Origin of the sequence: Streptomyces sp. NPDC044571 (assembly GCF_040647115.1) — a bacterium.
Lineage (GTDB): Bacteria > Actinomycetota > Actinomycetes > Streptomycetales > Streptomycetaceae > Streptomyces.
The window spans coordinates 119970-146096 of sequence record NZ_JBEZBN010000009.1 but is presented as its reverse complement, the minus strand read 5'-3'; the positions used below and the strand labels follow the sequence as shown (position 1 = coordinate 146096).

Here is a 26127-nt window from a genome sequence, read left to right as displayed (position 1 = left end):
GGTGCCCCTCACCCTGCGGCCCTTCCAGATCGTCACTGTCCGCCTCCGGCGGGCCTGAGAGCCGCGGGGGGGCCCCGGCGGGCGGGGCGCGGGGGCGCCCGGGGGGTGGGGCCCCCGGGCGCCCCGCCCCGCAGTAGAGCGTTCCGCATGTGCGCCGCGGTCATGCCTCGGCGGGGGAACCCTCCGCTTCCAGTCGCTTGTTGCGGCGCACCGAGGACCAGAAGGACCAGGCGATGAGCACGACGCCGACGAGGCCGGTGATGACCTCGTGGATCTCGTACTGGATGGTGACGAGCAGGATCACGGCGAGCGCACCGATGGCGTAGTGCGCGCCGTGCTCCAGGTAGACGTAGTCGTCGAGGGTGCCCTGGCGGACCAGGTAGACCGTGAGCGACCGGACGTACATGGCGCCGATGCCGAGGCCGAGGGCCATCAGCACGATGTCGTTGGTGATGGCGAAGGCGCCGATGACCCCGTCGAAGGAGAAGGAGGCGTCGAGGACTTCGAGGTAGAGGAACATGAAGAACGCGGCCTTGCCGGCCAAGGCGACGGCGGAGACCGGCTTGCCGCTCCTCTTGGCCTCTTCCTCGGCCTCGTGCTCGGCTTCCTCCTCTTCCTCCAGCTTGTTCTCGAAGTAGCCGGAGAGACCGCCGACGATCATGTACGTGATCAGGCCGGCGATGCCGGCGATCAGTACGGTCTGCGCCTTGTCCACGTGGGTGCCGCCGTGCTGGTGGGCGTGGGCGGCGAAGGTCATGGACGTGATCAGCAGGGCGATCAGCGCGATGCACGCGGACAGCATGTCGATCTTGCCGAGCTTGGCGAGCGGGCGTTCCAGCCAGGCGAGCCACTTGATGTCCCGGTCCTCGAAGATGAAGTCGAGGAAGATCATCAGAAGGAACATGCCGCCGAATGCCGCGATCGCCGGGTGGGCGTCGGTGACCAGCTGCTGGTACTGGTCCTTGTCGGTCAGTGCCAGGTTGACGGCATCGATCGGCCCGATCTTGGCGGTGATCGCGACGATCACGACGGGGAAGACCAGACGCATGCCGAACACGGCGATGAGCACGCCGACGGTGAGGAAGATCTTCTGCCAGAAGGCATTCATCTTCTTCAGGATTCCGGCGTTGACCACCGCGTTGTCGAAGGACAGCGAGATCTCAAGGACGGACAGGATCGCGACGATCCCGAATGCGGTCCACCCCCCGTAGAACACCGCTGCGACCAGACCGAGCGCAGTGACTGCGAACGACCAGCCGAAGGTTTTGAGAACCACTGGCACCCCATCGTCTTGTACGGCTTTACGAAACGTTGACCCCGAAGTCTAGAGCGATGCCCCGGAGGCCCGACGCGTACCCCTGCCCCACCGCGCGGAACTTCCATTCACCCCCGTACCGGTAGACCTCGCCGAAGATCATCGCGGTCTCGCCGGAGGCGTCCTCGGTGAGGTCGTAGCGGGCCAGTTCCTGGCCGTCCGATTCGTTCACGACGCGGATGAAGGCATTGGTGACCTGGCCGAAGGTCTGCCGCCGGGCGTCCGCCTCGTGGATGGAGACCGGAAAGACGATCTTGTCCACCTCGACCGGGACCTTGGTCAGGTCGATGATGATCGACTCGTCGTCGCCCTCACCCTCGCCGGTGAGGTTGTCCCCCGTGTGTTCGACGGAGCCCTCGGGGCTCTTGAGGTTGTTGTAGAAGACGAAGTACGCGTCCCCCAGCACCCGGCCGTCGCGGCAGAGCAGCGCGCTGGCGTCGAGGTCGAAGTCGGCCCCCGTGGTCGAGCGCGCGTCCCATCCGAGACCGACCAGGACCCGGGTGAGGTTCGGTGCGGCCTTGGAGAGGGAGACGTTGCCCCCCTTGGCGAGTGTGACGCCCATGTTGTGGTCCTCCCCGGACGACGTGTGGTCCCGGCCCCCGCTCTGGCGTGGTGGCCGGGGGTGGATCGTGCAAAGCACGTCCGGCGCCGTACACACAGTGCACGGCGCCGGACGGGTGACAGCTGGCGACAGCTGGCAGGCTTGATCAGACGTTGACGCCGAAGTCCTGCGCGATGCCGCGCAGGCCCGAGGCGTAGCCCTGGCCGATGGCGCGGAACTTCCACTCCGCACCGTTGCGGTACAGCTCGCCGAAGACCATGGCGGTCTCGGTCGAGGCGTCCTCGGAGAGGTCGTAGCGGGCGAGCTCGGAGTTGTCGGCCTGGTTCACGACGCGGATGTAGGCGTTGCGGACCTGGCCGAAGCTCTGCTGGCGGCTCTCGGCCTCGTAGATGGAAACGGGGAAGACGATCTTGGCGACATCGGCCGGGACCGAGGCCAGGTTGACCTTGATGGCCTCGTCGTCGCCTTCGCCCTCACCGGTGGTGTTGTCCCCGGTGTGCTCGACCGAGCCGTCCGGGCTCTTCAGGTTGTTGAAGAACACGAAGTTCGAGTCGTTGGCGACCTTGCCCTGGTCGTTGGTCAGGATCGCGCTGGCGTCGAGGTCGAAGTCGACACCGGTGGTGGTGCGAGCGTCCCAGCCCAGACCGACGATGACCGCCGTCAGGTTCGGCGCGGCCTTGGTCAGCGAGACGTTGCCGCCCTTGCTGAGGCTGACTCCCACGGGTCCTCCATTTGGGTTCATGTGGGGCGGTGCCCCGTCGTGCGGTTTCTACGGGATCAACGCTTGGATCCTAGTGACGGGTTCCCGCCGACAGGGGGTTTTCGCGCGGATCCTGGCCGGGGCCGCCCCGGGGCCCTGGCGGCCCCGGGTGCCCCGGAGGCGCATCACAGGCTGTCGAGGGCCTTGATGTACTCGTTCAGGTCACGGGCGTCGGGCAGGCCGTTGACGACGGTCCAGCGCACGATGCCGTCCTTGTCGATGATGAAGGTGCCGCGGACCGCGCAGCCCTTCTCCTCGTCGAAGACCCCGTACGCGCGGGAGGTCTCGCCGTGCGGCCAGAAGTCCGAGAGCAGCGGGTAGTCCAGGTTCTCCTGCTCGGCGAAGACCCGGAGGGTCGGCACGGAGTCGTTGGAGACGGCGAGGAGCTGGACGTCCTCGTTCTGGAACCGCGGCAGCTGGTCGCGCAGCTCGCACAGCTCGCCGGTGCAGACCCCGGTGAAGGCGAACGGGTAGAAGAGCAGTACGACGGCCTTCTCGCCGCGGAAGTCCGAGAGCCGCACGGTGGCACCGTGGTTGTCCTTGAGCTCGAAGTCCGGAGCCTTGTTGCCGACCTCGATCGCCATCTCTCGCATCCCTTCGTTCCTGCGTCCCTGGATTGGGCTGTTCGGGTGGGGCCAGCCTATGGGGAGGAGGCGTCCGCAACGCACGCACCCCGCCGACCGGGGTGGGTTCCGGTGCGGCGGGGTGCGTGTCCGCTTGGCTGCGGGGCGCGGCTCAGCGCTTGGACTTGGCGGCCTTGGGGGTCATCAAGCGGCTGGCGTTCCACTCCTTGCCCACGCTGACGCTCTTGGTCTGCGAGAGGCCGGCGGTCTGGGCGGCCTCGCTGATGTCGCTGGCCTCGACGTAGCCGGGGCGGCCCGTCTTGGGGGTCAGCAGCAGGATCAGCGCGGCGTCCTCGACCAGCTCGGTGGCGTCGACGAGGGCGTCCGTCAGGTCACCGTCCTCGTCGCGGAACCACAGCAGCACCGCGTCGGCCACGTCGTCGTAGTCCTCGTCGACGAGGTCGTTGCCGATCAGTTCCTCGACTGCGTCGCGGAACTCCTGATCGACATCTTCGTCGTAGCCGATCTCCTGGACCACCTGTTCGGACTGGAAACCCAGCCGGGCGGCCAGGCTCTCCGCGTGGTCCGCGGTCGCGCTCACGGGGTGCCTCCTGCTCATGTTCGGTGAATGTCTTCGGCGGCGCGCGTACGCGCAGCATTGGGCGTAGTCCACACGGGCGCGGCGGATCGCGCAAGTACCCGGCCGCCGAGACCGTCGAAACGGTGACGATTGCGGCCGTCTCGCCGCAACTTTCAGCCTTCCCGTGGGGGGCTCTGGTGATTCATCCCACAGCATTCCAGGTCTTTAGGCCTTGCTTGAGGACTTTCCTACCTGTTTGAGGGACGAACGCGGTCACGGCCCGGGTGATCCCTCCTGGGCGTAGGGTGGCGATGGGGCCGACCGCCGCCGAGGCCTCCGAAACCGCTGCTCGCCGCCGAATCACCGCAGACTCGATTGATTACCCAGTGGTAGAGATGACGATGGGGAGCGAGCGTACGACCATGGGAGGCGGCGAACCCGAGGCAAACCCTCCCCTGACAGCGAAGGAACAGCGTGGCTTCCGCATCCGATCGCAACCCGATCATCATTGGCGGCCTGCCGAGCCAGGTCCCGGACTTCGATCCTGAAGAGACCCGGGAATGGCTCGACTCCCTGGACGCCGCCGTCGACGAGCGGGGACGTGAGCGTGCCCGCTACCTGATGCTGCGGCTGATCGAGCGGGCCCGCGAGAAGCGCGTGGCCGTGCCCGAGATGCGCAGCACGGACTACGTCAACACGATCGCCACCAAGGACGAGCCGTTCTTCCCGGGCAACGAGGAGATCGAGCGCAAGGTCCTGAACGCCACCCGGTGGAACGCGGCCGTGATGGTCTCGCGTGCGCAGCGCCCCGGGATCGGTGTCGGCGGCCACATCGCCACCTTCGCCTCCTCCGCCTCCCTCTACGACGTGGGCTTCAACCACTTCTTCCGGGGCAAGGACGAGGGTGACGGCGGCGACCAGATCTTCTTCCAGGGCCACGCCTCGCCGGGCATCTACGCCCGCGCCTACCTCCTGGACCGGCTCTCGGAGCAGCAGCTCGACGCGTTCCGCCAGGAGAAGTCGAAGGCCCCGTACGGCCTGTCGAGCTATCCGCACCCGCGGCTGATGCCGGACTTCTGGGAATTCCCGACCGTCTCGATGGGTCTGGGCCCGCTCGGGGCGATCTACCAGGCCCGGATGAACCGGTACATGGAGGCGCGGGGAATCGCGGACACCTCCAAGTCACACGTATGGGCGTACCTCGGCGACGGCGAGATGGACGAGCCGGAGTCGCTGGGCCAGCTGTCGATCGCGGCGCGCGAGGGCCTGGACAACCTGACCTTCGTGGTGAACTGCAACCTGCAGCGCCTCGACGGCCCGGTCCGCGGCAACGGCAAGATCATCCAGGAGCTGGAGTCGCAGTTCCGCGGCGCCGGCTGGAACGTCATCAAGCTCATCTGGGACCGCTCCTGGGACCCGCTGTTGGCCCAGGACCGCGACGGCATCCTGGTCAACAAGATGAACTCGACGCCGGACGGCCAGTTCCAGACGTACGCCACGGAGACCGGCGCGTACATCCGCGAGCACTTCTTCGGCGACGACCAGCGGCTGCGCGCGATGGTCGAGAACATGACCGACCAGCAGCTGCTGCACCTGGGCCGCGGCGGCCACGACCACAAGAAGATCTACGCGGCGTACGCGGCGGCCAAGGCGCACAAGGGCCAGCCGACGGTGATCCTGGCGCAGACGGTCAAGGGCTGGACGCTCGGCCCGAACTTCGAGGGCCGCAACGCGACGCACCAGATGAAGAAGCTGACGGTCGACGACCTCAAGCGCTTCCGCGACCGCCTGCACATCCCGATCACGGACGCGCAGCTGGAGAGCGGCGCGCCGCCGTACTACCACCCGGGCCGCAATTCGCCGGAGATCCAGTACATGCACGACCGCCGCAGCTCGCTGGGCGGCTACGTGCCGACCCGTGTGGTGCGGGCGAAGCCGCTGCAGCTGCCGGACGATTCGGTGTACGCGGCGGCCAAGAAGGGGTCGGGGCAGCAGTCGATCGCCACGACCATGGCGTTCGTGCGCATTCTGAAGGACCTGATGCGGGACAAGGAGATCGGCCGGCGGTTCGTGCTGATCGCGCCGGACGAGTACCGCACCTTCGGCATGGACGCGTTCTTCCCGAGCGCCAAGATCTACAACCCGCTGGGCCAGCAGTACGAGGCGGTCGACCGCGACCTGCTGCTCGCGTACAAGGAGTCCCCGACCGGCCAGATGCTGCACGACGGCATCTCGGAGGCGGGCTGCACGGCCTCGCTGATCGCGGCGGGTTCGGCGTACGCGACGCACGGCGAGCCGCTGATCCCGGTCTACGTCTTCTACTCGATGTTCGGTTTCCAGCGCACGGGTGACCAGTTCTGGCAGATGGCCGACCAGCTGGCGCGCGGTTTCGTCCTCGGTGCGACGGCCGGCCGGACCACCCTGACGGGTGAGGGCCTGCAGCACGCGGACGGTCACTCCCAGCTGCTGGCGTCGACGAACCCGGGCTGTGTGGCGTACGACCCGGCCTACGGCTACGAGATCGCGCACATCGTCAAGGACGGTCTGCGGCGGATGTACGGGCCGGAGGCGGAGGACGTCTTCTACTACCTGACGGTCTACAACGAGCCGATCCAGCACCCGGCGGAGCCGGCGAACGTCGACGTGGACGGCATCCTCAAGGGCATCCACCGGGTGTCCACGGGCGTGTCCGGAGCGATCGGGGCGCAGATCATGGCCTCGGGCGTGGCGGTGCCCTGGGCGCTGGAGGCGCAGCGGATCCTGGCCGAGGAGTGGAACGTCCGGGCGGACGTGTGGTCGGCGACGTCCTGGAACGAGCTGCGCCGCGAGGCCGTCGAGGTGGAGGAGCACAATCTGCTCCACCCGGAGGAGGAGCAGAAGGTCCCGTACGTGACGCAGAAGCTGTCGGGTGCGGAGGGGCCGTTCGTGGCGGTGTCGGACTGGATGCGGTCGGTCCCGGACCAGATCTCGCGGTGGGTGCCCGGTGCGTACACCTCGCTGGGCGCGGACGGCTTCGGCTTCGCGGACACGCGCGGCGCGGCCCGGCGCCACTTCCACATCGACGCGCAGTCGGTGGTGCTGGCGGTGCTGACGGAGCTGGCCAAGGAGGGTCGGATCGACCGCTCGGCGCTGAAGCAGGCCGTCGACCGCTACCGGCTGCTGGACGTGGCGGCCGCGGACCCGGGCCCCGCGGGCGGCGACGCGTAGCGCTCCGACGCTCGAACGGACTCGAACGGATGAGAAGGGTGGGCCGGGCTCCGCGGAAGCGGGGCCCGGTTCGCTTTACCTGTTCCTTACGATGCTGTCCATGAAGCAACCGTCCAGGCAGTTGCGGTGGGAGCGGCGCAGCCAGACCCCGCTGCTCGTGCTCGCCGTGGCGTTCGCCGTCGCCTACGCCGTGCCGATCGTCTTCCCCGATGCGGACGCGCGGGTGCACCGGGCGTGCATGGTGACCGAGTGGGTGGTGTGGGGGGCGTTCGCCGCCGACTACCTGATGCGGCTCGGCCTGTCGTCGGCGAAGAAGGCGTTCGTACGGACGCACTGGCTGGACCTCGGGGCGGTTCTGCTGCCGATGTTCCAGCCGCTGCGGCTGCTGCGGCTGGTGTCCACGCTGCTGCTGGTGGGGCGACGGGCCCGGATGGCCCCGCAGATCCGGCTGACCACCTACGTGGCGGGGGCGGTGGTCGGGCTGCTGATGTTCGGCTCGCTGGCCGTGCTGAGCGTGGAGCGGGACGCCCCGCGCGGGAACATCAAGAACCTCGGCGACGCGGTGTGGTGGAGTTTCACCACCATGACGACCGTCGGGTACGGGGACCACTCCCCCACCACCGGTCTGGGCCGGTTCCTCGCGGTGGGACTGATGCTGTCCGGGATCGCGCTGCTGGGTGTGGTCACCGCCAACATCGCGGCCTGGTTCATCTCCCGCTTCGAGCGCGACGACCGGGTGGAGCGGGCCCAGACCGCCGCGATCGCGGAACTGACCGCGGAGGTACGGGCCCTGCGGGCGGAGGTCGCCCGGCTGGGCGAGGCCGCTCCGGGTGCGGGGGCCGAACGGCCGGCCCGCATGCCCGAAGCGGCCCCGGCGGCGGGCGCCGCTAGCGCTCCCACACCTTGAACGCCCTGATCAGGTAGGGCGATTCGGGCAGCCAGACCCCGTCGCCGGGGTAGGTCTGGAACTCTCCGGTCTCGGCGCACTCGGCCGACTGGTAGGTGGTCACCGGCCGCCCGGTGCGGTTGACGAGCGACTGGGCGGTGGCCCCTTCGGGCAGGGCCGTGCAGCTGTTGATGTCGAGGGTGCTGAGCTCGCGGGTGTGCCGGGTTCCCTTGAACTCGGGCTTCGCCCACAGGCACAGCTGCCCGGTGGCGCAGGGCGGTGTCTTCGTCGGCGGCCCCGCGGCGTGCGCGGCGCTCGCCGTGCTCGGGATGAGGGCGGCCAGGGCGAGGGCGGTCGCGGCGAGGACGGTGGTCGGTCGTGCGGGTGAACTCGTACGCATGGCGGGTCAACTCCTGGTGGACTGCAGGGCCCCGGACCGGTTCCGGAGCTCCCGGTGCACCACGCTGACCTGCGGCGACGGCCGGGCGGAAGGGGCTGCGGGCGGGTCCATCCGGATAGGCGACAGCCCCGCCGGAACCGTCCGGCGGGGCTGTCGCGGGCAGCGGGTTGACGCCCGCGCCGCCTGCGCGGAGGGTGCGTGCGGCCGCTCAGACGTGGGCCGCGCCCGCCCCCGCGGCGGCGTTCTCGCCGCGCTTGGTGAAGCAGGCCACGAGGGCGGCGAGGACCGCGACGACGCCGGCGACGGTGAAGGCGGCGCTCATCCCGGACACGAAGGTGTCGTGGGCGACCGTGGTGATCGCCTCGGTGAGCTGCGCCGGGGCGCCGGGCGGGACGGGGGCGATGCCGACCTGGACGCCCTTCTCGGCGAGGCCGAGCTGCTGGGCGTCGAGCGGGGGCAGCTGCGCCGCCTGCCAGTTGTCCCCGAACGAGTTGCCGACCGTACGGGCCATGACCGCGCCGAGGACGGCGGTGCCGAGGCTGCCGCCGACCTGCATGGCGGCCTGCTGGAGGCCGCCCGCCACTCCGGACAGCTCCAGCGGGGCGTTGCCGACGATGACCTCGGTGGCGCCGACCATGACGGGCGCGAGGCCGACTCCGAGCAGGGCGAACCAGAGGGACATGGTGAGGGTGGCGGTGTCCGGGGTGAGCCGGGACATCCCACAACAGGCGGCGGCGGTGGCGAGCATGCCCGCGACCAGCGGGATCCGCGGGCCGACGGCGGTGATGGCGGCGCCGGCCAGCGGCGAGCCGACGATCATCATGCCGGTCAGCGGCAGCAGGTGCAGGCCGCTGTCGACCGGGCTCATGCCGTGCACGTTCTGCAGGTAGAAGGTGACGAAGAACAGGCCGCCCATGAAGGCGAAGGCCATCAGCACCATGAGCACGGTGCCCGCGGACAGGGGCAGCGAGCGGAACAGGCCGAGCGGGATGAGCGGCTCGGCCACCTTGGACTCCCAGACCGCGAAGGCCGCGAAGCAGAGGAGGGACACGCCGAGGAAGACCAGGGTCAGCGGGTCGCCCCAGCCCCACTCGGAGGCCTTGATCAGCGCCCAGACCAGGGAGAACATCGCGCCCGACAGCAGCACGACGCCCAGCAGGTCGAAGGACCTGGGGGCGTTGTCGGCGCGGTGGTCGAGCAGGATGAACAGGCCGAAGGCGAGCGCGACGACGCCGACGGGCACGTTGATGAAGAAGACGGACTGCCAGCTGGCGTTCTCCACGAGCAGGCCGCCGACGATGGGTCCCGCGGCGGTGGACGCGCCGATGACCATGCCCCAGATGCCGATCGCCATGTTGAGCTTCTCGGCGGGGAAGGTGGCGCGCAGCAGGCCGAGTGCGGCGGGCATCAGCAGGGCGCCGAACAGGCCTTGGGCCACGCGGCAGCCGATGACCAGCTCGACGCTGGAGGACAGGCCGATGGCCGCCGAGGCGGCGGCGAAGCCCGTGATGCCGAGGAGGAAGGTCTGGCGGTGGCCGAAGCGGTCGCCGAGCTTTCCGGCGGTGATCAGGGAGACGGCGAGGGCCAGCAGGTAGCCGTTGGTGATCCACTGCACGTCGGCGAGGGAGGCGCCGAGGTCCTGCTGGATCGCGGGGTTGGCGACGGCGACGATCGTGCCGTCCAGGGTGACCATCATGACGCCGATGGCGACGGCGAACAGGGTGAGCCAGGGGTGGCCGCGCAGACCGGTCGGGGCCGGTCCCGGTCCGGGTGCCTTCTCGGGAACCCGGTCTTCGGCACTCATCTGACGAGTCATGCGAACAGGCTAGTGACAGCGACTGACACTTCACAGACGGCCCAACGGGGCAGCTGCTGTCAGGTCCGTCACAGGTACCCTGACCCCTCACTCAGCGTCAGAAAGGACCCCGCGGTGATGACGGACCAGCAGACCGTGCCGGCCTCGGGACCGGCCGGACTGCGCGAACGCAAGAAGCGGCGCACCCGGGACGCGCTCCTGCGCGCCGCCCTCCTGCTGTTCACCTCCCAGGGGTACGAGGAGACGACCGTCGACGAGATCGCCGACGCCGTGGAGGTCTCCCAGCGCACCTTCTTCCGGTACTTCGCCAACAAGGAGGAAGCCGCCTTCGCCGTCCAGGACCTGGTGGAATCGCACTTCCTGGCGGCGCTGCGGTCCCGGCCGGCCGCCGAGGGCCCGCTGGAGGCCCTGCGCGGTGCGGTGCTCGCCGCCTGGGACACCGTCGACGAGGCATTGTCGGACGCGGTCCCGGTCGACCTCTACATGCGCACCTACCGGCTCATCGAGTCGACCCCTGCGCTGCTCGCCGTACACCTGCGGCGCTCCACCGAACTGGAGGAGCGGATCGCCCGGCTGGTCGCGGAGCGTGAGGGCCTGGACGTGGAGGCCGACCCGCGGCCGCGGGTGGCCGTGGCGGCGTTCAGCGGGGTGATGAGGGTCACCGGGCGGCTCTGGGGCCAGGGCGAGGACACCAGCGTGGCCGCGATCCGGCGGATGACGGAGGACTTCCTCGACCAGATCGGACCGGCGCTCGCCGCTCCCTGGCGGGGCTGAGCCGCGTACGGAAGGCCGGCCGGGGCCGGTACCGGATCCGCGCGGAGCGCGCGCGGGGCCCGTACGGGCGTCCCACGATCGGCCGTGAACCCGGTCACCCGGGGCACTGTGCCCCGATTCGGTCTCATACCCTGGATGCAGTGAACGTGTCCGGCCCCGCCCCCTCCCTCGTCGGCGCTGACCCGCGCCCCGCCGCCCTGCGCGCCCTGCTCGCGCTGGCGGTGGTCTTCCTCATGCTGGCCACCACGGGCTGGACGGCCGTGCACCGGCCCGACGCAGGCAGCGCCCTGCGCGCCGCCGCCCTCGCCGCCTGGTCGGCGGCCCGGATCGAGGGCCGGCCCCTGCCGCCCGCCGACGCACCCGTGCGGACCGTGGCCCGTTTCTTCGCCGGTCTCGACGGCTCCCAGCGGGCCCGGCTCGCCGAGGGCTACCCGCTCGTCGTCGGCAACCTCGACGGCGCGCCCGCCGCGCTGCGCTACCGGGCCAACCTGCGCGCCCTCGAACAGGCCGCCCGCGCCGAGGAGTCACGCAGCCGGGACGTCGGCCTGAGTCCGGCCGACCGCACCACGGCCGGACGGCGGGCGCACCGCTTCGAGTCCCTGGCCCAGCCCGGCCGGCAGATCCTGGCCTTCGACCCGACGGGCGGCGGCCGCGTCGCCGAGGTCCTCGGCGATCTCGACCGGGCCGACCGGGTCTCGGTCATCGTGCCCGGCGTCGACACCGACGTGCTCACCTTCGAGCGCACCCAGCGCCGCGTCACCGCGCCCGTCGGCATGGCGCAGGCGCTGTACGAGGCCGAGCGCACGGCGGCTCCGGCCGCCCGGACCGCGGTCATCGCCTGGGCCGGGTACACGGCTCCCACCGGTGTCGGCATGGATGCGGCCACCGGCCGGATGGCCATGGACGGCGCGGTCCGCCTGGAGTCGCTGGCGGCGGCCCTGCCCCAGGACGCGAGCGTGGCCCTGTTCTGCCACAGCTACGGCTCGGTGGTGTGCGGGGTGGCCGCGCACGCGCTGCCGAGGTCGGTGAGCGACGTGGTGGTGGCGGGCAGCCCCGGCATGCGCGCGGGGTCCGTCGCCGAACTGGGCACCTCCGCACGCGTGTGGGCCACCCGGGACGCCGGGGACTGGATCGCGGACGTACCGCACCTGGAGCTCGGCGGGCTGGGGCACGGGGCCGATCCGGTCTCCCCGGGGTTCGGGGCGCGCCTGCTGTCGGCGGCCGGGGCGAGGAACCACACCGGCTATTTCGAGCCAGGTACCGGCTCCCTGGACAACTTCGCCAAAATCGGAACCGGCGCATTCGGTTCCATTGTCTGCGCGACCGGCGACGATGCCTGTCGGCGTGGAATTTCCTGGCCGGGCGGCGAGTGACACGTGTAGAGACCGGAAAACCGGGCTCTGCACCGAGGGGGACGCGTGGGGGTGTGTCCCTTTACGATGTGCCGCATGGGTGACGTACTGGCCGGAAACCATGCCGTCTGGGAGTTCGACTCGGACTCGGTGCTCATCCGCTTCGCACGGGGGATGCGAACGCCACGACTCTGGCACGCCCTCGGGGCCCGGCGGATCCCCTTCGAAGCGCTGTCCGGTGTGAGCGTGAGCGCGTCCGGAACCGGGGGGAGGCGCGAGCCGGTGGTGCTGCGCGCGGTGCCGCGGGCCGGCGCGGATCCCCTGGTGGAGGCCGCCGCGGGACAGCTCCGGGAAGCGTGGGACCCGTACCGGCTGGTGCTCGCGGCCGACCGGGCCGGGCAGGCGGACGCCTTCGCCGAGGCCGTGCGCAGCCGGTTGGGGCCGGATGCCTCCGAGCCCGCGGGGCGCTTCCTGGTCGAGGTGGCGCAGCCGCCGCTGCGGCTGAAGGCGTACGACGCGCGGGTGGGCTTCGACGGCTCGGCCGTAACGTTTCACTGGTCGCGTACGGGAGCCACCGGCACCAAGTGGAAGGCGGGCGACCAGCGGTATCCCCTGGCCGCCCTCAGCGGCGTGGAGTGGAGCTCCCCGGAGCGCCCCGGCGGTCACCTGCGCCTGCTCACCCGGGACACGACGGGCGACCCGCGCCCGGACCACGACCTGGCGACCGCGGTGTTCCGGGCCGGGCACGGGGCGGTCCACGAATCCCTGCCGTTCGCGGCGACGGTGCTGGCCGCGCTGGGCCGGGGCACCCCGGTGGCCTCGGTCCCGCAGCCCCGCGCGAGCGGCGACCGGCTGCACCACCTGGGCGAACTGCACAGCGCGGGCCTGCTGACGGACGCCGAGTACGCGGCCCTGCGCGACCGCTTCACCGCCGAGGCCACGTAGCGGACCTGGGCCTGGAGTGGGCGCCGGGGCGGAGGAGCCGGCCGGAGGAGCCGGTCAAGGGGAGTCGCCCGGAGGAGCCGGTCAGCGTGAGTCGGCCTCGCGGGCGGCCGAGGTGAAGGACATGTCCGGGTAGCGGTCCCCCGCGACCTGCGCGGCGATCGGCTCCAGCAGGGCCAGCTCGGCCGGCGAGAGGGTGATCCGGGTCGCGGCGGTGTTCTCCGCGAGGCGGGACGGCTTGCGGGTGCCCGGGATCGGGACCACCGTCAGGCCGTGCACCTGCGCCCGCTGCTGCACCCAGGCCAGTGCGATCTGCGCCGGGCTCGCCCCGTGCGCCCGGGCGACCTCCCGCACCGGGGCCAGCAGGGCGGCGTTGGCCCTGGCGTTCTCGCCGGTGAACCGGGGCTGGTGGCGGCGGAAGTCACCCTCCGACAGGTCCGCCGCCGCGTCGGCGAAGGCACCCGTCAGGAAGCCCCGCCCGAGCGGGGAGTACGGCACGAAGGCCACGCCCAGCTCCGCCGCCGCACCCACCGCGCTGCGCTCCACGTCCCGGCTGAACAGCGACCACTCCGACTGGAGCGCCGCGATCGGGTGCACCGCGTGCGCCTCGCGCAGCTCGGCGCCCGTGACCTCGCTGAGCCCCAGGTGGCGCACCTTCCCCTCCTGCACCAGCTCGGCCATGGCGCCCACCGACTCGGCGAGGGGCACGGCAGGGTCCCGCCGGTGCATGTAGTAGAGGTCGATCACCTCGGTGCCGAGCCGCCGCAGGCTGGCCCCCACTGCCTGGCGGATGTACGCCCGGTCGTTGCGGACGCCGCGGTAATGCGGGTCGTCCGAGCGCTCTATGGCGAACTTGGTGGCGAGCGTGATCTCGTTCCGGTGGGCGGCGACGAAGGGCGCGAGGAACTCCTCGTTGCGGCCGCGCCCGTAGACGTCCGCGGTGTCCAGCAGGGTGACCCCGAGGGCCAGCGCCGCCTCCAGCGTTTCGCGGGCCGCCGCCTCGTCGGTGTCCCCGTAGAACTCGCTCATGCCCATGCAGCCGAGGCCCTGGACGCCGACCCGCGGGCCGCCCTTGCCGAGTTCGACCTGCTCGATGGTGGTGTGCTGCGTCATGCGCGTTGTGCCTTCCCCGTGTAGAGCTCGATCTTGTAGTCCAGTACGGCGAGCGCGTCGTTCAGCTCCGTGATCCGCGCCCGGACCTCGCGCCGGGTCTGCTCCAGCAGTTCCCGGCGCAGGTCGACGGTGTGCTCCCCCTCGCGGACCAGTTCGGCGTAGCGGACCATGTCCGCCACCGACATCCCGGTGCTCCGCAGCTTGCCCACGAAGGCCAGCCAGCCGAGGTCGTCGTCGGTGAACCGGCGCTGCCCCGAGTGGGAGCGGTCCACGTGCGGCATCAGGCCGATCCGCTCGTACCAGCGCAGGGTGTGCTGGCTCAGACCGGTCCGGGCCTCGACCTCGCTGATCGTGTACCGCGTCTGCGTCAGGCTCATGACCGACACGCTAAAACCCTTGAGTGCACTCCAAGCAAGTAGGCTCGACGGCATGGAGAGTCTGCGGATCATCGAGAGCTGGCCGGTACCGAACGCCGCGGCGGCCGTCGTGCGCGCCGACGGGAGCCTGGCCGGTTCCCACGGGCCGGTCGGCCACCGCTTCCCGCTGGCCTCGGTGACGAAGCCGCTCGCCGCGTACGCCGCCCTCGTGGCGTACGAGGAGGGCGCGATCGAGCTGGACGAGCCGGCCGGACCGGAGGGTTCGACGGTGCGTCACCTGCTCGCGCACACCAGCGGGCTGGCCTTCGACGAGCACCGCGTCATGGCCCCGCCCGGGACCCGGCGGCTGTACTCGAACGCCGGTTTCGAGGAGCTCGGCGACCACATCGCCAAGGCCACCGGCATCCCCTTCGCCGAGTACCTGCACCAGGCGGTGTGCGAACCGCTGGGCATGGCCGCGACCACCCTGGAGGGCTCCCCCGCCAAGGACGGCGTCTCCACCGTCGCCGACCTCGTCCGGTTCGCCGCCGAACTCCAGGCGCCCCGGCTGCTCGACGTGCGCACGGTCGCCGAGGCCACCTCCGTGGTCCACCCGGGGCTCAAGGGCGTCCTGCCCGGCTACGGGCACCAGTCCCCCAACGACTGGGGACTCGGCATGGAGATCCGCGACGGCAAGAGCCCGCACTGGACGGGCGCTTCCTCCTCGCCGCGCACCTTCGGCCACTTCGGGCAGTCGGGCACCTTCCTGTGGGTGGATCCGCAGGCGCGGGCCGCGTGCGTGGCGCTGACGGACCGCGCCTTCGGCCCGTGGGCCGTGGAGGCCTGGCCCCCGTTCACCGAAGCGGTCCTCGCCGAGCTCGCGGCCGGCCGGGCCCTGCGGCCTTAAGGGAGTTCCCAGATCAGCACTTCGCCCGGGGCGGCGGCGACGAGCTCAAGGTGCTGTTCGCCGGTGATCCGGGCCGAGTCCCCGGGGCCGAGTTCCTGTCCGCCCAGGCGCAGGTCCCCGGACACCACGTGCAGGTAGACCCGCTCGGCGGCCGGTACCGCGATCCGCTCGCCCCCGCCCGGTCGGCGCACGTGCAGGACGGCTCCGGCCGCGGGGAGTTCGTACGGCTCGTCTTCGGCGATTTCCCGGACCAGCTCGTACGAGGGGTCCCCGCCCGTGGTCAGCGGCGCGAGCCACATCTGGACGAAGCGCAGCGGGGCCGGGCCGTCGTTGCGTTCCACGTGGCGGGCGCCGGAGCCGGCGCCGAGGTGCTGGACGTCTCCGGGCCGGACCAGGCTGCTCGTGCCGGTGCTGTCGCGGTGGGTGAGCTCGCCCTCGACCACCCAGGTCACGATCTCGGTGTGGCTGTGCGGGTGCTCGGCGAACCCGGCGCCCGGTGCGAGGGTCTCCTCGTTGCAGGCGAGGACCGGGCCGAAGCGCAGGTTGTCCGGGTCGTAGGAGGACCCGAAGGAGAAGGCGTGCCGGGTGGTGATGCCGGCGTCCGGATCGCCGCCCTCGTACCGGTCGGCGCTGCGGCGTACGTCAATCATGGGGGCCACCGTAGCGGCGGCCCGGTCCCCGGGAGGAGACCGGAGTCGGCGCCGCCGTCCCGATAAGGCAGTCTTGTCCCGTGCCTCAACCCGAACGCGAGCATTCCCCCGCTCATCCCGCTGCCGCGCATCCGCATGCCGCGACGCTGCGCCGACTGGAGAAGTCCTCCGGCCGGCTCGCCGCCAACGCGATCGCCCGCATGGACGAGACCCTGCCGTGGTACCGGGCGATGCCCCCGGAGAACCGGTCCTGGATCGGCCTGGTCGCGCAGGCCGGTATCGCCGCGTTCACGGAGTGGTTCCGGCATCCGGAGACCCCGCAGGCGATCTCCACCGACGTCTTCGGGACGGCTCCGCGGGAGCTGACCCGGGCGATCACCCTGCGCCAGACCGTCGAGATGGTCCGCACCACGATCGAGGTCATGGAGGCCGCGATCGAGGAGGTCGCGGCGCCGGGCGACGAGTCGATCCTGCGTGAGGCACTGCTGGTGTACGCGCGGGAGATCGCCTTCGCGACGGCCCAGGTGTACGCGCAGGCCGCGGAGGCCCGGGGGGCGTGGGATGCCCGTCTGGAGTCCCTCGTCGTCAATGCGGTGCTCTCCGGAGAGGCCGACGAGGGCGCGCTGTCGCGGGCGGCGGCGCTCGGCTGGAACTCCCCGGAGCACGTGTGCGTGGTGCTGGGCACGGCGCCGGAGGGCGACAGCGAACTGACGGTCGAGGCGATCCGGCGGGCGGCCCGCCACCACAAGCTGCAGGTGCTGACGGGTGTGCTGGGTGATCGCCTGGTGGTGATCGCGGGTGGCAGCGACAACCCGCTCCAGGTGGCGAAGTCGCTGATCGGGCCGTTCGCGGCGGGGCCGGTGGTCGCCGGTCCGGTGGTGCCGGACCTGCTGAACGCGACGAAGTCCGCGCAGGCGGCGGCCGCCGGGCTGAAGGCGTGCACGGCCTGGCAGGACGCGCCGCGGCCCGTGCTGGCGGACGATCTGCTGCCGGAGCGCGCGATCGCCTCGGATCCCTCTGCCCGCGAGCAGCTGGTGGAGGAGATCTACAGACCGCTGGAAGAGGCGGGCTCGGCTCTGCTGGAGACGCTGAGTGTGTACTTGGAGCAGGCGAGCAGCCTGGAGGGTGCTGCGCGGATGCTGTTCGTACACCCGAACACAGTGCGCTACCGGCTGCGACGTGTGACCGACGTCACCGGCTGGTCGCCGTCGGATGTCCGCTCGGCGTTCACCCTGCGGATCGCCCTGATCCTCGGGCGTCTGGCCGACGGAGATCAGCAGTCCTAGACTTTTGTCGGACATCAACAATTACCCCGACGGTTCTTCGTCCCTGTCCCCACGGGCGGCGGAGACCGTCCACAAGAGAGAGTGTGAGGGTGCTCGTACTCGTCGCTCCCGGCCAAGGCGCACAGACGCCCGGCTTCCTGACTCCCTGGCTCGAACTGCCCGGCGCCGCCGACCGCGTCGCCGCGTGGTCGGACGCCATCGGGCTCGACCTTGCCCACTACGGCACGAAGGCCGACGCGGACGAGATCCGCGACACGGCCGTGGCCCAGCCGCTGCTGGTCGCGGCGGGCCTGCTGTCCGCGTCCGCGCTGGGATCGCGCACGGCCTTCGGTGCCGTCGCGGGCCACAGCGTCGGCGAGATCACGGCCGCCGCGTACGCCGGTGTGCTGTCGGACGCCGACGCGTTGTCGTTCGTACGGACCCGCGGCCTGGCGATGGCCGAGGCCGCCGCGGTCACCGAGACCGGCATGGCGGCGGTGCTCGGCGGGGATCGCGACACCGTCGTCGCGCACCTGGAGAAGCTGGGTCTGACGCCCGCCAACATCAACGGCGCGGGCCAGATCGTGGCCGCGGGGACCATGGAGCAGATCGCCGCCCTGGAGGCGGAGAAGCCCGAGGGCTCCATGAAGGTCGTCGCCCTCAAGGTCGCGGGCGCCTTCCACACGCACCACATGGCTCCGGCCGTCGATACGCTGGAGAAGGCCGCGCAGGCCCTCACCCCGGCCGACCCCGAGCTGACCTACGTCTCGAACAAGGACGGCCGCGTCGTCACCACGGGCGTCGACGTCGTCGCCCGACTGGTGGGCCAGGTCGCCAACCCGGTCCGCTGGGACCTGTGCATGGAGACCTTCGCCGAGCTGGGTGTCACCGGTCTCGTCGAGCTCAGCCCCGGTGGCACGCTGACGGGTCTGGCCAAGCGTGCGCTCAAGGGCGTGCCGACGGTGGCCCTGAAGACCCCGGACGATCTCGACAAGGCCGCAGCGCTCCTCGCCGAGCACGCGGCCTGAGAGAAGGAGCCCACACAGCATGTCGAAGATCAAGCCGGCCAAGGGCTCTCCGTACGCCCGCATCCTCGGCGTCGGCGGCTACCGGCCGACCCGGGTGGTCCCCAACGAGGTCATCCTGGAGACGATCGACTCGTCCGACGAGTGGATCCGCTCCCGCTCCGGCATCGCGAGCCGGCACTGGGCCTCGCCGCAGGAGACCGTTGCCGCGATGTCGGTGGAGGCCGCCGGCAAGGCGCTGGCCGATGCCGGCGTGTCGCCCGAGCAGATCGGTGCCGTGATCGTTTCGACGGTCTCGCACTTCAAGCAGACCCCGGCCGTCGCGACCGAGATCGCGCACCGGGTCGGAGCGGTCAAGCCCGCCGCGTTCGACATCTCCGCCGGCTGCGCCGGCTTCGGCTACGGACTGACCCTGGCCAAGGGCCTGGTCATCGAGGGCTCGGCGGAGCACGTCCTCGTCATCGGCGTGGAGCGGCTCTCGGACCTGACCGACCTGGAGGACCGCGCGACGGCCTTCCTGTTCGGCGACGGCGCGGGCGCCGTCGTCGTCGGCCCCTCGGACGAGCCGGCCATAGGCCCCACGGTGTGGGGTTCGGAGGGCGACAAGTCCGAGACGATCAAGCAGACCGTGCCGTGGGACGAGTACCTCGGCAAGGACGGCGGCGAGAAGTTCCCCGCCATCACGCAGGAGGGTCAGGCGGTCTTCCGCTGGGCCGTCTTCGAGATGGCCAAGGTGGCCCAGCAGGCGCTCGACGCCGCCGGGATCACCGCGGACGACCTGGACGTCTTCATCCCGCACCAGGCCAATATGCGGATCATCGACTCGATGGTGAAGACTCTCAAGCTGCCGGAGCACGTCACGGTCGCCCGTGACGTGGAAACCACCGGCAACACGTCGGCCGCCTCGATCCCGCTCGCCATGGAGCGGCTCCTGGCGACCGGAGCGGCGAAGAGCGGCGACACCGCGCTCGTCATCGGCTTCGGGGCGGGGCTCGTCTACGCCGCGACGGTCGTTACCCTCCCTTAGGGCCCGGGATCCGCATCCCGCCCTGTTTCACCCAGTCAGCTATAGAAGGAGCGCCACATGGCCGCCACGCAGGAAGAGATCGTCGAAGGTCTCGCGGAGATCGTCAACGAGATCGCGGGCATCCCGGTCGAGGACGTCGAGATCGACAAGTCCTTCACCGATGACCTGGACGTCGACTCCCTGTCCATGGTCGAGGTCGTCGTCGCCGCCGAAGAGCGCTTCGACGTCAAGATCCCGGACGAGGACGTCAAGAACCTCAAGACGGTCGGCGACGCTGCCGACTACATCCTGAAGCACCAGGCCTGAGCCTGACGTGAGCTGTCGCCACCCGGCGGTGGCGCCGTGACAATTCAGCACCCCTGAGACGTGGAGAAAGAATTCCTGTGAGCCCGACCAATCGCACCGTGGTCGTCACCGGTATCGGCGCAACCACTCCGCTGGGTGGCGACAGCGCATCGACCTGGGAAGGTCTGCTCGCCGGTCGTTCCGGCGTCAAGCCCCTTGAGGGCGAGCGCTTCGCCGAACTCCCGGTACGTATTGCCGCTCCGGTCGCCGTCGACCCGAGTGAGGTCCTGCCCAAGCCGCTGGCACGCAAGCTCGACCGGTCGGCGCAGTTCGCCGTCATCGCGGCCCGCGAGGCCTGGGCCGACGCGGGCTACACCGCCCCGGCGGGCGAGGACGAGTCCATTGTGCCCACCCGGCTGGGCACCGTGATCGCCTCCGGTATCGGCGGCGTCACGACGCTGCTCGACCAGTACGACGTACTGAAGGAAAAGGGTGTGCGCCGGGTCTCCCCGCACACCGTCCCCATGCTCATGCCGAACGGCCCGTCGGCCAACGTCGGCCTGGAGGTCAATGCCCAGGCGGGCGTGCACACTCCGGTCAGCGCCTGCGCCTCGGGCGCCGAGGCCATCGGCTACGCCGTCGAGATGATCCGTACCGGCCGCGCCGACGTGGTCGTCGCGGGCGGCACCGAGGCGGCGATCCACCCGCTGCCGATCGCCGCGTTCGCCAACATGATGGCGATGTCCAAGAACAACGAACACCCCGAGCAGGCCTCGCGCCCGTACGACAAGGACCGCGACGGCTTCGTCCTGGGCGAGGGCGCGGGCGTCGTCGTCCTGGAGTCCGCCGAGCACGCCGCCGCGCGCGGCGCCCGGGTCTACTGCGAGGTGCTCGGCCAGGGTCTGTCCGCGGACAGCCACCACATCGCGCAGCCGGAGCCGACCGGCCGCGGTGTCGCCGCCGCCGTGCAGAACCTCCTCGACAACACGGGGCTGGACCCGGCCGAGCTGGTGCACGTGAACGCGCACGCCACGTCGACCCCGCAGGGTGACACGGCCGAGCTGAAGGCGCTGCGCAAGGTCCTGGGCGACGACCTGGACCACATCGCGATCTCCGCGACCAAGTCGATGACCGGCCACCTGCTGGGTGGCGCGGGCGGTATCGAGACCGTGGCGACCGTGCTGGCGCTGTACCACCGGATCGCCCCGCCCACGATCAACGTGGACGAGCTGGACGAGGACATCACGGCGGACATCGTCCGCGGCGAGCCGCGCAAGCTGCCCGTCGACGGCCCGATCTCCGCGATCAACAACTCGTTCGGGTTCGGCGGCCACAACGTCACCCTGGCGTTCCGTACGGTCTGACGCCCCGAAGGCTCCGTACGAAGGCCCCCCGACCGGCAGCTGCTGCCGGTCGGGGGGCCTTCGTCGGTCTGCTCAGACGACCTGGTGGAGCCAGCGGACGGGGGCGCCCTCGCCGGCGTAGCGGAAGGGCTCCAGTTCGTCGTCCCAGGGCTTGCCGAGCAGCTTGGCGATCTCCGCCGCCAGGTCGGTCTCGCCGCGTGCGGAGCGGGCGAGGGCGGCGCGCAGCCGGTCCTCCGGGATCAGGATGTCGCCGTGCATGCCGGTGACGGCGTGGAAGATGCCGAGTTCCGGGGTGGAGCTGTAGCGCTCGCCCTCGGCGGTCGGGCAGGGTTCGGCGGTCACTTCGAAGCGCAGCAGGTGCCAGCCGCGCAGGGCGGAGGCGAGCTTCGATGCCGTGCCCGCTTCGGCCTGCCAGGAGAACTCGGCTCTCCAGGTGCCCGGCGAGGCGGGCTGCCTGATCCAGTCGAGGTTCACCCGCACCCCCAGCACGCCCGCAACAGCCCATTCCACGTGCGGGCAGAGCGCGCGCGGTGCGGAATGCACGTACAGAACTCCACGTGTCGTCACCGGGACCTCCAGTGTGGGACGAGGTCGGGAATAAACTCCAGAAAACGGACAGTTTGTGACGTGATGTAATGTAACGGAAAATATTGAACATTGCGCTGCGGGACCTGCGGCCGAAACGCCACGGGAAAAAGCTACCGTGCGCCAGGGGTCATGGTGTGACGTACGGTCGGTCCCGGGCCGCCGAACACAGAGCTTTCACTCAGCAGGACGCCCCCGGGGGACGCGGGGCGACGAGAAGGGGAACCACCCGATGCGCACCACCGCTCCGCGCCGCCGCGCGCGCCGGACCCTTGCGGGCGCGGGAGCGGCATTGGCCGTCATGGCCGGGGCCCTGACCGGGTGTCAGTCGGACGGGTCCGCCCCCGACGGCGGGCGCAGGGGGCAGGCCGGGCCGCGCTGGAACACCGCCCCCACGTCGATCGCCGCCGTCGGCGACTCCATCACGCGGGGCTTCGACGCCTGTTCGGTGCTGGCGGACTGCCCGGAGGTCTCCTGGGCCACCGGCAACGACCCCGCCGTCCGGTCGCTGGCCGCGCGGCTGCTCGGGGAGTCCGAGGTGCCGCTGCGCAGCTGGAACTACGCGGTGACCGGCTCGCGGATGGCGGACCTGGCGGGCCAGGTGGCCGCGGCGGCCACGCAGAAGCCCGACCTGGTCACGGTGATGGTGGGCTCGAACGACGCCTGCCGCCCGACGGCTTCCTCGATGACGTCCGTGGCGCAGTTCCGGGCCGGGTTCGAGAAGGCCCTCGCGGACCTGCGGGCGGCCTCCCCCACCTCCCAGGTGTACGTCTCCAGCGTGCCGGACCTGCAGCGGCTGTGGGAGCAGGGCAAGGACAGCCCGATGGTGCGGCAGGTCTGGAAGCTGGGCATCTGCCAGTCGATGCTGGCCGACCCCCTGTCGGCGGCCGCGGGGGCGACGGCCCGGCGCGAACAGGTGCGGGCGCGGGTGGTCGAGTACAACGAGGTGCTCCGCGAGGTGTGCGCGAAGGACCCGCTGTGCCGCTACGACGGCGGAGCGGTGTTCCAGTACCCCTTCGGCGCGGGGCAGTTGAGCCGCTGGGACTGGTTCCACCCCGGCAAGGACGGCCAGGCCCGGCTCGCGGAGCTCGCGCACCGCCAGGTGACGGCCGTGCAGCCGCCGCGCTAGCACGGCCGTGGACCGGAGGAGGGTGTCAGGGCCCTCCTCCGGTCCGGATCAGGGGTGATTTCCGGCCATCTGTGGGGGCTGGAGCTCCAGGATGGCGGTGAGGCGGGTGTCCCCGTGCGCATGCGCGGCGCGGACCTCGTAGGTGCCGCCGATCCGCTGCCAGCCGCGGCTCGGCTCGTCCCAGATCTCGAAGGCGCGGGCCGGCAGGGCGATCTCCGCCTCGACGCTCTCTCCGGGGTCCGCCTCGACGCCCGCGAAGGCCGCGAGCCAGCTCGCCGGGCGCTCGACCCGGTCGGCCACCGGGGCGAGGTAGACCTGGACGACCTCGCGGCCGTGCCGGGTGCCGGTGTTGGTGAGGCGGACCCGGGCGGTGGTGCCGGTGACCTCCAGGGACTCGTAGGCCCAGTCGGTGTAGCCGAGGCCGTACCCGAAGGGGTAGGCGGGGGTCACGTTCTGCGCCTCGTAGGCCCGGTAGCCGATGAGGAGCCCCTCGCCGTACTCCAGGCGGCCGTCGGCGGGGACGACCTCGGTGACGGGAGCGTCCGCGAACGCGGCGGGCCAGGTGGTGGGCAGCCGCCCGCCGGGCTCGGTGTGCCCGAGGAGTACGTCGGCCAGCGCGGCCCCGCCCTCCTGCCCGGGGAACCAGGTCAGCAGGACGGCGGCGACATCCTCGCGCCACGGGAGCTCCACCGGGGAGCCCGCGTTGACGACGACCACGGTGTTCGGGTTGGCGGCGGCGACGGCGCGCACGAGGTCGTCCTGACGGCCCGGCAGCCGCAGGTCGCGCCGGTCGAAGCCCTCGGACTCCACCCGCTCGGTGGTGGCGACGACCACGACGGCGGTGTCGGCGGCGCGGGCGGCGGCCACGGCCTGCGCGATCAGCTCGTCGGGGTCGCGCCGCGGGCCGAGGTGGAGCAGCGAGAACATGATCGCCTTGAGCGGGAGGGCGGTCGTGTCGGGGACCTGGAAGGTGAGCGAGACCTCGACCGGCTCGTCCGCGGTGAGCTCGATGCGGGCGCGCTCGCTGGGAGCGCCGAAGAAGGCCTCGAAGGGGTCGGCCTCGTCGCCCGGCTCCTGCACCCCCTCCCAGAGGGTGCGCCCGCCGACGGCGAGGGTGAAGGCGCCGAGCCCGCGGGTGCCGAAGGCGTGTTCGCCGCTCTCGCGCGGCAGGAAGCGGCCGGTGACCTCGATGCTCGCCATGGTCTCGTACGAGGCGCCGACCGGCAGGTCGTCACCGATCCACTGCACCTGGCCGGAGGGCAGGCTGCCTTCGCCGAGGACGGCGCCGGAGGCGTCCCGGCAAACGGCGCGCAGCTCGAAGCCCTTGTCGGCGGGGACGAGTTCCTCGCTGGGGTCGGCGCCGACGGCGTAGGTCAGGGCCCCCTCGGGCAGGGCGGCGGTGAGCCCGTCGAGCGGGGAGACCACCCGCTCGGGGAAGACGGTGGCCGAGCCGCCGCCGAGGACGCGGGCATCGCGGGCCGCGGCGCCGATGAGGGCCACGGTGCGGCCCGGTGCGGCGTCGAGCGGCAGCGCCGCCTCCTGGTTCCGTACGAGGACGAAGCCGCGGGCGGCTATCTCGCGGGCCAGCGCCTGGCCGTCGACGGGGGCCGGTGGCTCGGTGACGACGGCGGGCGCGCCCGCCAGGGCGCCGACGCGGGCGGCGAGGCGCAGCACGTTGCGCACGGCCGCGTCCACGGCCGACTCGGGGACCCGGCCCGCCCGGACGGTCTCGGCGAGGGCCGATCCGTAGACGGTCTGCGGTCCGGGCATGGCCACGTCGAGGCCGCCGAGGATGCCGCCGGTGGTGGAGCGGGCGGCCATCCAGTCGGAGACGTTGTAGCCGTCGAAGCCCCATTCGCCGCGCAGGACCTCGCCCACCAGGTGCTGGTGCTCGGTCATGGTCGTGCCGTTGACCTGGTTGTAGGCCGTCATGATCCCCCAGGGGCGGGCGTTCTTGACGATGGCCTCGAAGGGGGCCAGGTACAGCTCGCGCAGGGTGCGCGGCGCGATCACGTTGTCGACGGTGAACCGCTCGGTCTCGGCGTCGTTGCCGACGAAGTGCTTGACGGTGGTCCCGACGCCGCCGTCCTGGACGCCGCTGACGTAGCCGCTGCCGATGGCGCCGGTGAGGTGGGGGTCCTCGGAGTAGCACTCGAAGTGGCGGCCGCCGAGCGGGGAGCGGTGCAGGTTGACGGTGGGTGCGAGGAGGACGTGGACGCCCTTGCGGCGGGCCTCCTGGGCGAGGAGCCGGCCGGCGCGGCGGGCGAGCCCGGGGTCCCAGGCAGCGGCGAGCGCGGTCGGGGAGGGCAGGGCGATGGACGGGTCGTCGGCGGTCCAGCGCACGCCGCGGACCCCGATGGGGCCGTCGGACATGACGAGGGACTGCAGCCCGATCTCGGGGAGGGCGGGCAGGGACCACATGTCCTGGCCTGCCAGTAGGCGGGTCTTGGTGTCGAGATCGAGCTTGCCGAGCGCCGCTTCCACGACGTCGTTGCGGACCTGATCGGCATCGGTCACGGCCGTGCCTCCTCGTTGAGTGCGTGCGGGTGGTGCGGTGCGGTGGGTGGCGCGGTGAGGGCGCCCCCATCGTGAACCCGTTCCCTGGCGAACGGTAGGGTTCGTAATGATTTGGTGACATGCGGATAACGTACGGGTGCAGGCGGGGTCGACGGGAGAGGTGCCGGGGCGATGGCCAGGGCGAGGAGCGAGGAGCGGCGCGGCGACATCGTCCGCGCGGCGGTCGAGGTGATCGCGGAACGCGGCTACCGGGGGGCGTCCCTGGGGGCGGTGGCCGAGCGCGTCGGCCTGACCCAGCAGGGGCTGCTGCACTACTTCCCGACCAAGGAGGCGCTGCTCGTCGCGGTGCTGGAGGAACGCGACCGCTGGGACACCGGCGGCGGCTCCCGTGCCTCGGCCGGCGTCTGGCGGCTTGACCTGCTGGCCTCGCTGGTGGAGTACAACGCCATGCGGCCCGGGATCGTGCAGACGTTCTCGGCGCTGCTGGGCGAGAGCGTGACCGACGGCCATCCGGCGCGGGAGTTCTTCACCGAGCGCTACGCCCAGGTCCGCGGCGAGATGGCCTCGGTCCTGCGCGCCGAGTTCGGCGACCGCCTGCCCTCGGGGCTCAGCCCGGAGGAGGCCGCGCCGCTGCTGACGGCGGTGATGGACGGCCTCCAGTACCAGTGGCTGCTGGCCCCCGAGTCGGTGGACATGCCGGCCGCGTTCCGCTCCTTCCTGACCCTGCTGCGCGGCTCCGCCTAGCAG

Annotated in this window: 25 protein-coding genes; 13 read left to right on the top strand and 12 right to left on the bottom strand. The window is 71.4% G+C overall.

Annotation, left to right across the window (positions count from 1 at the left end; translation table 11 throughout):
* Positions 1 to 160 precede the first annotated feature (160 nt).
* From AB0B01_RS07565 to AB0B01_RS07545, 5 genes are all read right to left on the bottom strand, one after another.
* Positions 161 to 1276, bottom strand: a complete 1116-nt coding sequence (locus tag AB0B01_RS07565) for a DUF475 domain-containing protein (RefSeq protein ID WP_361713896.1) — start codon at positions 1274 to 1276, stop codon at positions 161 to 163.
* A gap of 25 nt (positions 1277 to 1301) precedes the next feature.
* Positions 1302 to 1877: a TerD family protein gene (locus AB0B01_RS07560; protein WP_361713894.1), complete on the bottom strand. Its 576-nt coding sequence runs from the start codon at positions 1875 to 1877 to the stop codon at positions 1302 to 1304.
* Positions 1878 to 2022: 145 nt separating this feature from the next.
* On the bottom strand, positions 2023 to 2598 hold the full coding sequence (locus AB0B01_RS07555; protein ID WP_361713892.1) for a TerD family protein: 576 nt from the start codon (positions 2596 to 2598) through the stop codon (positions 2023 to 2025).
* Positions 2599 to 2762: 164 nt separating this feature from the next.
* On the bottom strand, positions 2763 to 3221 hold the full coding sequence (locus AB0B01_RS07550; RefSeq protein WP_361713906.1) for a peroxiredoxin: 459 nt from the start codon (positions 3219 to 3221) through the stop codon (positions 2763 to 2765).
* Between the two features lie 151 nt (positions 3222 to 3372).
* Positions 3373 to 3801, bottom strand: a complete 429-nt coding sequence (locus AB0B01_RS07545; RefSeq protein WP_356850396.1) for a DUF3052 domain-containing protein — start codon at positions 3799 to 3801, stop codon at positions 3373 to 3375.
* A gap of 453 nt (positions 3802 to 4254) precedes the next feature.
* Between AB0B01_RS07545 and aceE the strand changes: the two genes are divergently transcribed.
* A complete protein-coding gene (gene aceE, locus AB0B01_RS07540; protein WP_361713890.1) occupies positions 4255 to 6987 on the top strand; it encodes a pyruvate dehydrogenase (acetyl-transferring), homodimeric type in 2733 nt (910 codons plus the stop codon).
* Positions 6988 to 7087: 100 nt separating this feature from the next.
* Positions 7088 to 7894: a potassium channel family protein gene (locus AB0B01_RS07535; RefSeq protein ID WP_361713888.1), complete on the top strand. Its 807-nt coding sequence runs from the start codon at positions 7088 to 7090 to the stop codon at positions 7892 to 7894.
* Here the strand turns inward: AB0B01_RS07535 and AB0B01_RS07530 are convergent.
* Positions 7875 to 8273: a peptidase inhibitor family I36 protein gene (locus tag AB0B01_RS07530; RefSeq protein ID WP_361713886.1), complete on the bottom strand. Its 399-nt coding sequence runs from the start codon at positions 8271 to 8273 to the stop codon at positions 7875 to 7877. The genes AB0B01_RS07535 and AB0B01_RS07530 overlap by 20 nt on opposite strands.
* Positions 8274 to 8481: 208 nt before the next feature.
* Positions 8482 to 10077, bottom strand: a complete 1596-nt coding sequence (locus AB0B01_RS07525) for an MFS transporter (RefSeq protein WP_361713904.1) — start codon at positions 10075 to 10077, stop codon at positions 8482 to 8484.
* A gap of 129 nt (positions 10078 to 10206) precedes the next feature.
* On the opposite strand from AB0B01_RS07525, the gene AB0B01_RS07520 reads away from it, so the two are divergent.
* From AB0B01_RS07520 to AB0B01_RS07510, 3 genes are all read left to right on the top strand, one after another.
* Positions 10207 to 10863, top strand: coding sequence for a TetR family transcriptional regulator (locus AB0B01_RS07520; RefSeq protein ID WP_361713884.1), 657 nt, complete (start codon positions 10207 to 10209; stop codon positions 10861 to 10863).
* A 233-nt stretch (positions 10864 to 11096) separates the two neighbouring features.
* Positions 11097 to 12236, top strand: a complete 1140-nt coding sequence (locus AB0B01_RS07515; protein ID WP_361713902.1) for an alpha/beta hydrolase — start codon at positions 11097 to 11099, stop codon at positions 12234 to 12236.
* A gap of 75 nt (positions 12237 to 12311) precedes the next feature.
* Positions 12312 to 13160, top strand: coding sequence for a DUF4429 domain-containing protein (locus tag AB0B01_RS07510; protein WP_361713882.1), 849 nt, complete (start codon positions 12312 to 12314; stop codon positions 13158 to 13160).
* 81 nt (positions 13161 to 13241) lie between these two features.
* On the opposite strand, the gene AB0B01_RS07505 is transcribed toward AB0B01_RS07510, so the two are convergent.
* Both AB0B01_RS07505 and AB0B01_RS07500 read right to left on the bottom strand, forming a co-directional pair.
* Complete coding sequence (locus AB0B01_RS07505) at positions 13242 to 14270, bottom strand: aldo/keto reductase (RefSeq protein ID WP_361713880.1); 1029 nt, start codon at positions 14268 to 14270, stop codon at positions 13242 to 13244.
* A complete protein-coding gene (locus tag AB0B01_RS07500) occupies positions 14267 to 14647 on the bottom strand; it encodes a MerR family transcriptional regulator (RefSeq protein WP_361713878.1) in 381 nt (126 codons plus the stop codon). Before AB0B01_RS07500 ends, AB0B01_RS07505 begins: the two co-directional genes overlap by 4 nt.
* A 52-nt stretch (positions 14648 to 14699) precedes the next feature.
* Between AB0B01_RS07500 and AB0B01_RS07495 the strand changes: the two genes are divergently transcribed.
* Positions 14700 to 15533, top strand: a complete 834-nt coding sequence (locus AB0B01_RS07495; protein WP_361713876.1) for a serine hydrolase domain-containing protein — start codon at positions 14700 to 14702, stop codon at positions 15531 to 15533.
* On the opposite strand, the gene AB0B01_RS07490 is transcribed toward AB0B01_RS07495, so the two are convergent.
* Entirely contained in the window at positions 15530 to 16183 is a 654-nt protein-coding gene (locus tag AB0B01_RS07490) for a pirin family protein (protein ID WP_361713874.1), read from the bottom strand. The genes AB0B01_RS07495 and AB0B01_RS07490 overlap by 4 nt on opposite strands.
* A gap of 80 nt (positions 16184 to 16263) precedes the next feature.
* Here AB0B01_RS07490 and AB0B01_RS07485 point away from each other — a divergent pair, with 80 nt between their 5' ends.
* The 5 genes from AB0B01_RS07485 to fabF all read left to right on the top strand — a co-directional run bounded on the left by AB0B01_RS07485 (position 16264) and on the right by fabF (position 21149).
* Positions 16264 to 17469 (top strand): helix-turn-helix domain-containing protein, encoded by a 1206-nt coding sequence (locus tag AB0B01_RS07485; protein WP_361713872.1) that lies wholly within the window; start codon positions 16264 to 16266, stop codon positions 17467 to 17469.
* Positions 17470 to 17558: 89 nt separating this feature from the next.
* Positions 17559 to 18476 carry an ACP S-malonyltransferase gene (locus AB0B01_RS07480; RefSeq protein WP_361713870.1) on the top strand — a complete coding sequence of 306 codons (918 nt, stop codon included), beginning with the start codon at positions 17559 to 17561 and terminating at the stop codon, positions 18474 to 18476.
* Between the two features lie 19 nt (positions 18477 to 18495).
* Positions 18496 to 19500, top strand: a complete 1005-nt coding sequence (locus AB0B01_RS07475) for a ketoacyl-ACP synthase III (protein WP_356850409.1) — start codon at positions 18496 to 18498, stop codon at positions 19498 to 19500.
* A 57-nt stretch (positions 19501 to 19557) separates the two neighbouring features.
* Positions 19558 to 19806 carry an acyl carrier protein gene (locus tag AB0B01_RS07470; protein WP_125816520.1) on the top strand — a complete coding sequence of 83 codons (249 nt, stop codon included), beginning with the start codon at positions 19558 to 19560 and terminating at the stop codon, positions 19804 to 19806.
* A gap of 77 nt (positions 19807 to 19883) precedes the next feature.
* The gene (gene fabF, locus AB0B01_RS07465) at positions 19884 to 21149 is read left to right on the top strand and encodes a beta-ketoacyl-ACP synthase II (protein ID WP_361713868.1); all 1266 of its coding nucleotides are present in this window, start codon (positions 19884 to 19886) and stop codon (positions 21147 to 21149) included.
* Positions 21150 to 21221: 72 nt separating this feature from the next.
* Here the strand turns inward: fabF and AB0B01_RS07460 are convergent, their stop codons facing one another.
* Positions 21222 to 21716 (bottom strand): DUF3145 domain-containing protein, encoded by a 495-nt coding sequence (locus tag AB0B01_RS07460; RefSeq protein WP_361713866.1) that lies wholly within the window; start codon positions 21714 to 21716, stop codon positions 21222 to 21224.
* Between the two features lie 250 nt (positions 21717 to 21966).
* On the opposite strand from AB0B01_RS07460, the gene AB0B01_RS07455 reads away from it, so the two are divergent.
* Positions 21967 to 22863, top strand: a complete 897-nt coding sequence (locus AB0B01_RS07455; protein ID WP_361713864.1) for an SGNH/GDSL hydrolase family protein — start codon at positions 21967 to 21969, stop codon at positions 22861 to 22863.
* Between the two features lie 48 nt (positions 22864 to 22911).
* Here AB0B01_RS07455 and AB0B01_RS07450 read toward each other — a convergent pair whose 3' ends face one another.
* Positions 22912 to 25380: a glycoside hydrolase family 3 C-terminal domain-containing protein gene (locus tag AB0B01_RS07450; RefSeq protein ID WP_361713862.1), complete on the bottom strand. Its 2469-nt coding sequence runs from the start codon at positions 25378 to 25380 to the stop codon at positions 22912 to 22914.
* Between the two features lie 171 nt (positions 25381 to 25551).
* Here AB0B01_RS07450 and AB0B01_RS07445 point away from each other — a divergent pair, with 171 nt between their 5' ends.
* Positions 25552 to 26124: a TetR/AcrR family transcriptional regulator gene (locus AB0B01_RS07445; protein ID WP_361713860.1), complete on the top strand. Its 573-nt coding sequence runs from the start codon at positions 25552 to 25554 to the stop codon at positions 26122 to 26124.
* Positions 26125 to 26127 lie beyond the last annotated feature (3 nt).

What these genes read in the sequence shown, in the direction of transcription:
- AB0B01_RS07560 (WP_361713894.1), bottom strand. Translation starts at nt 1,877, where the DNA reads ATGGGCGTCACACTCGCCAAGGGGGGCAACGTCTCCCTCTCCAAGGCC.
- AB0B01_RS07550 (WP_361713906.1), bottom strand. Translation starts at nt 3,221, where the DNA reads ATGGCGATCGAGGTCGGCAACAAGGCTCCGGACTTCGAGCTCAAGGAC.
- AB0B01_RS07535 (WP_361713888.1), top strand. Translation starts at nt 7,088, where the DNA reads ATGAAGCAACCGTCCAGGCAGTTGCGGTGGGAGCGGCGCAGCCAGACC.
- AB0B01_RS07530 (WP_361713886.1), bottom strand. Translation starts at nt 8,273, where the DNA reads ATGCGTACGAGTTCACCCGCACGACCGACCACCGTCCTCGCCGCGACC.
- AB0B01_RS07525 (WP_361713904.1), bottom strand. Translation starts at nt 10,077, where the DNA reads ATGAGTGCCGAAGACCGGGTTCCCGAGAAGGCACCCGGACCGGGACCG.
- AB0B01_RS07520 (WP_361713884.1), top strand. Translation starts at nt 10,207, where the DNA reads ATGACGGACCAGCAGACCGTGCCGGCCTCGGGACCGGCCGGACTGCGC.
- AB0B01_RS07515 (WP_361713902.1), top strand. Translation starts at nt 11,097, where the DNA reads ATGCTGGCCACCACGGGCTGGACGGCCGTGCACCGGCCCGACGCAGGC.
- AB0B01_RS07510 (WP_361713882.1), top strand. Translation starts at nt 12,312, where the DNA reads ATGGGTGACGTACTGGCCGGAAACCATGCCGTCTGGGAGTTCGACTCG.
- AB0B01_RS07505 (WP_361713880.1), bottom strand. Translation starts at nt 14,270, where the DNA reads ATGACGCAGCACACCACCATCGAGCAGGTCGAACTCGGCAAGGGCGGC.
- AB0B01_RS07500 (WP_361713878.1), bottom strand. Translation starts at nt 14,647, where the DNA reads ATGAGCCTGACGCAGACGCGGTACACGATCAGCGAGGTCGAGGCCCGG.
- AB0B01_RS07495 (WP_361713876.1), top strand. Translation starts at nt 14,700, where the DNA reads ATGGAGAGTCTGCGGATCATCGAGAGCTGGCCGGTACCGAACGCCGCG.
- AB0B01_RS07490 (WP_361713874.1), bottom strand. Translation starts at nt 16,183, where the DNA reads ATGATTGACGTACGCCGCAGCGCCGACCGGTACGAGGGCGGCGATCCG.
- AB0B01_RS07475 (WP_356850409.1), top strand. Translation starts at nt 18,496, where the DNA reads ATGTCGAAGATCAAGCCGGCCAAGGGCTCTCCGTACGCCCGCATCCTC.
- AB0B01_RS07470 (WP_125816520.1), top strand. Translation starts at nt 19,558, where the DNA reads ATGGCCGCCACGCAGGAAGAGATCGTCGAAGGTCTCGCGGAGATCGTC.
- AB0B01_RS07455 (WP_361713864.1), top strand. Translation starts at nt 21,967, where the DNA reads ATGCGCACCACCGCTCCGCGCCGCCGCGCGCGCCGGACCCTTGCGGGC.
- AB0B01_RS07445 (WP_361713860.1), top strand. Translation starts at nt 25,552, where the DNA reads ATGGCCAGGGCGAGGAGCGAGGAGCGGCGCGGCGACATCGTCCGCGCG.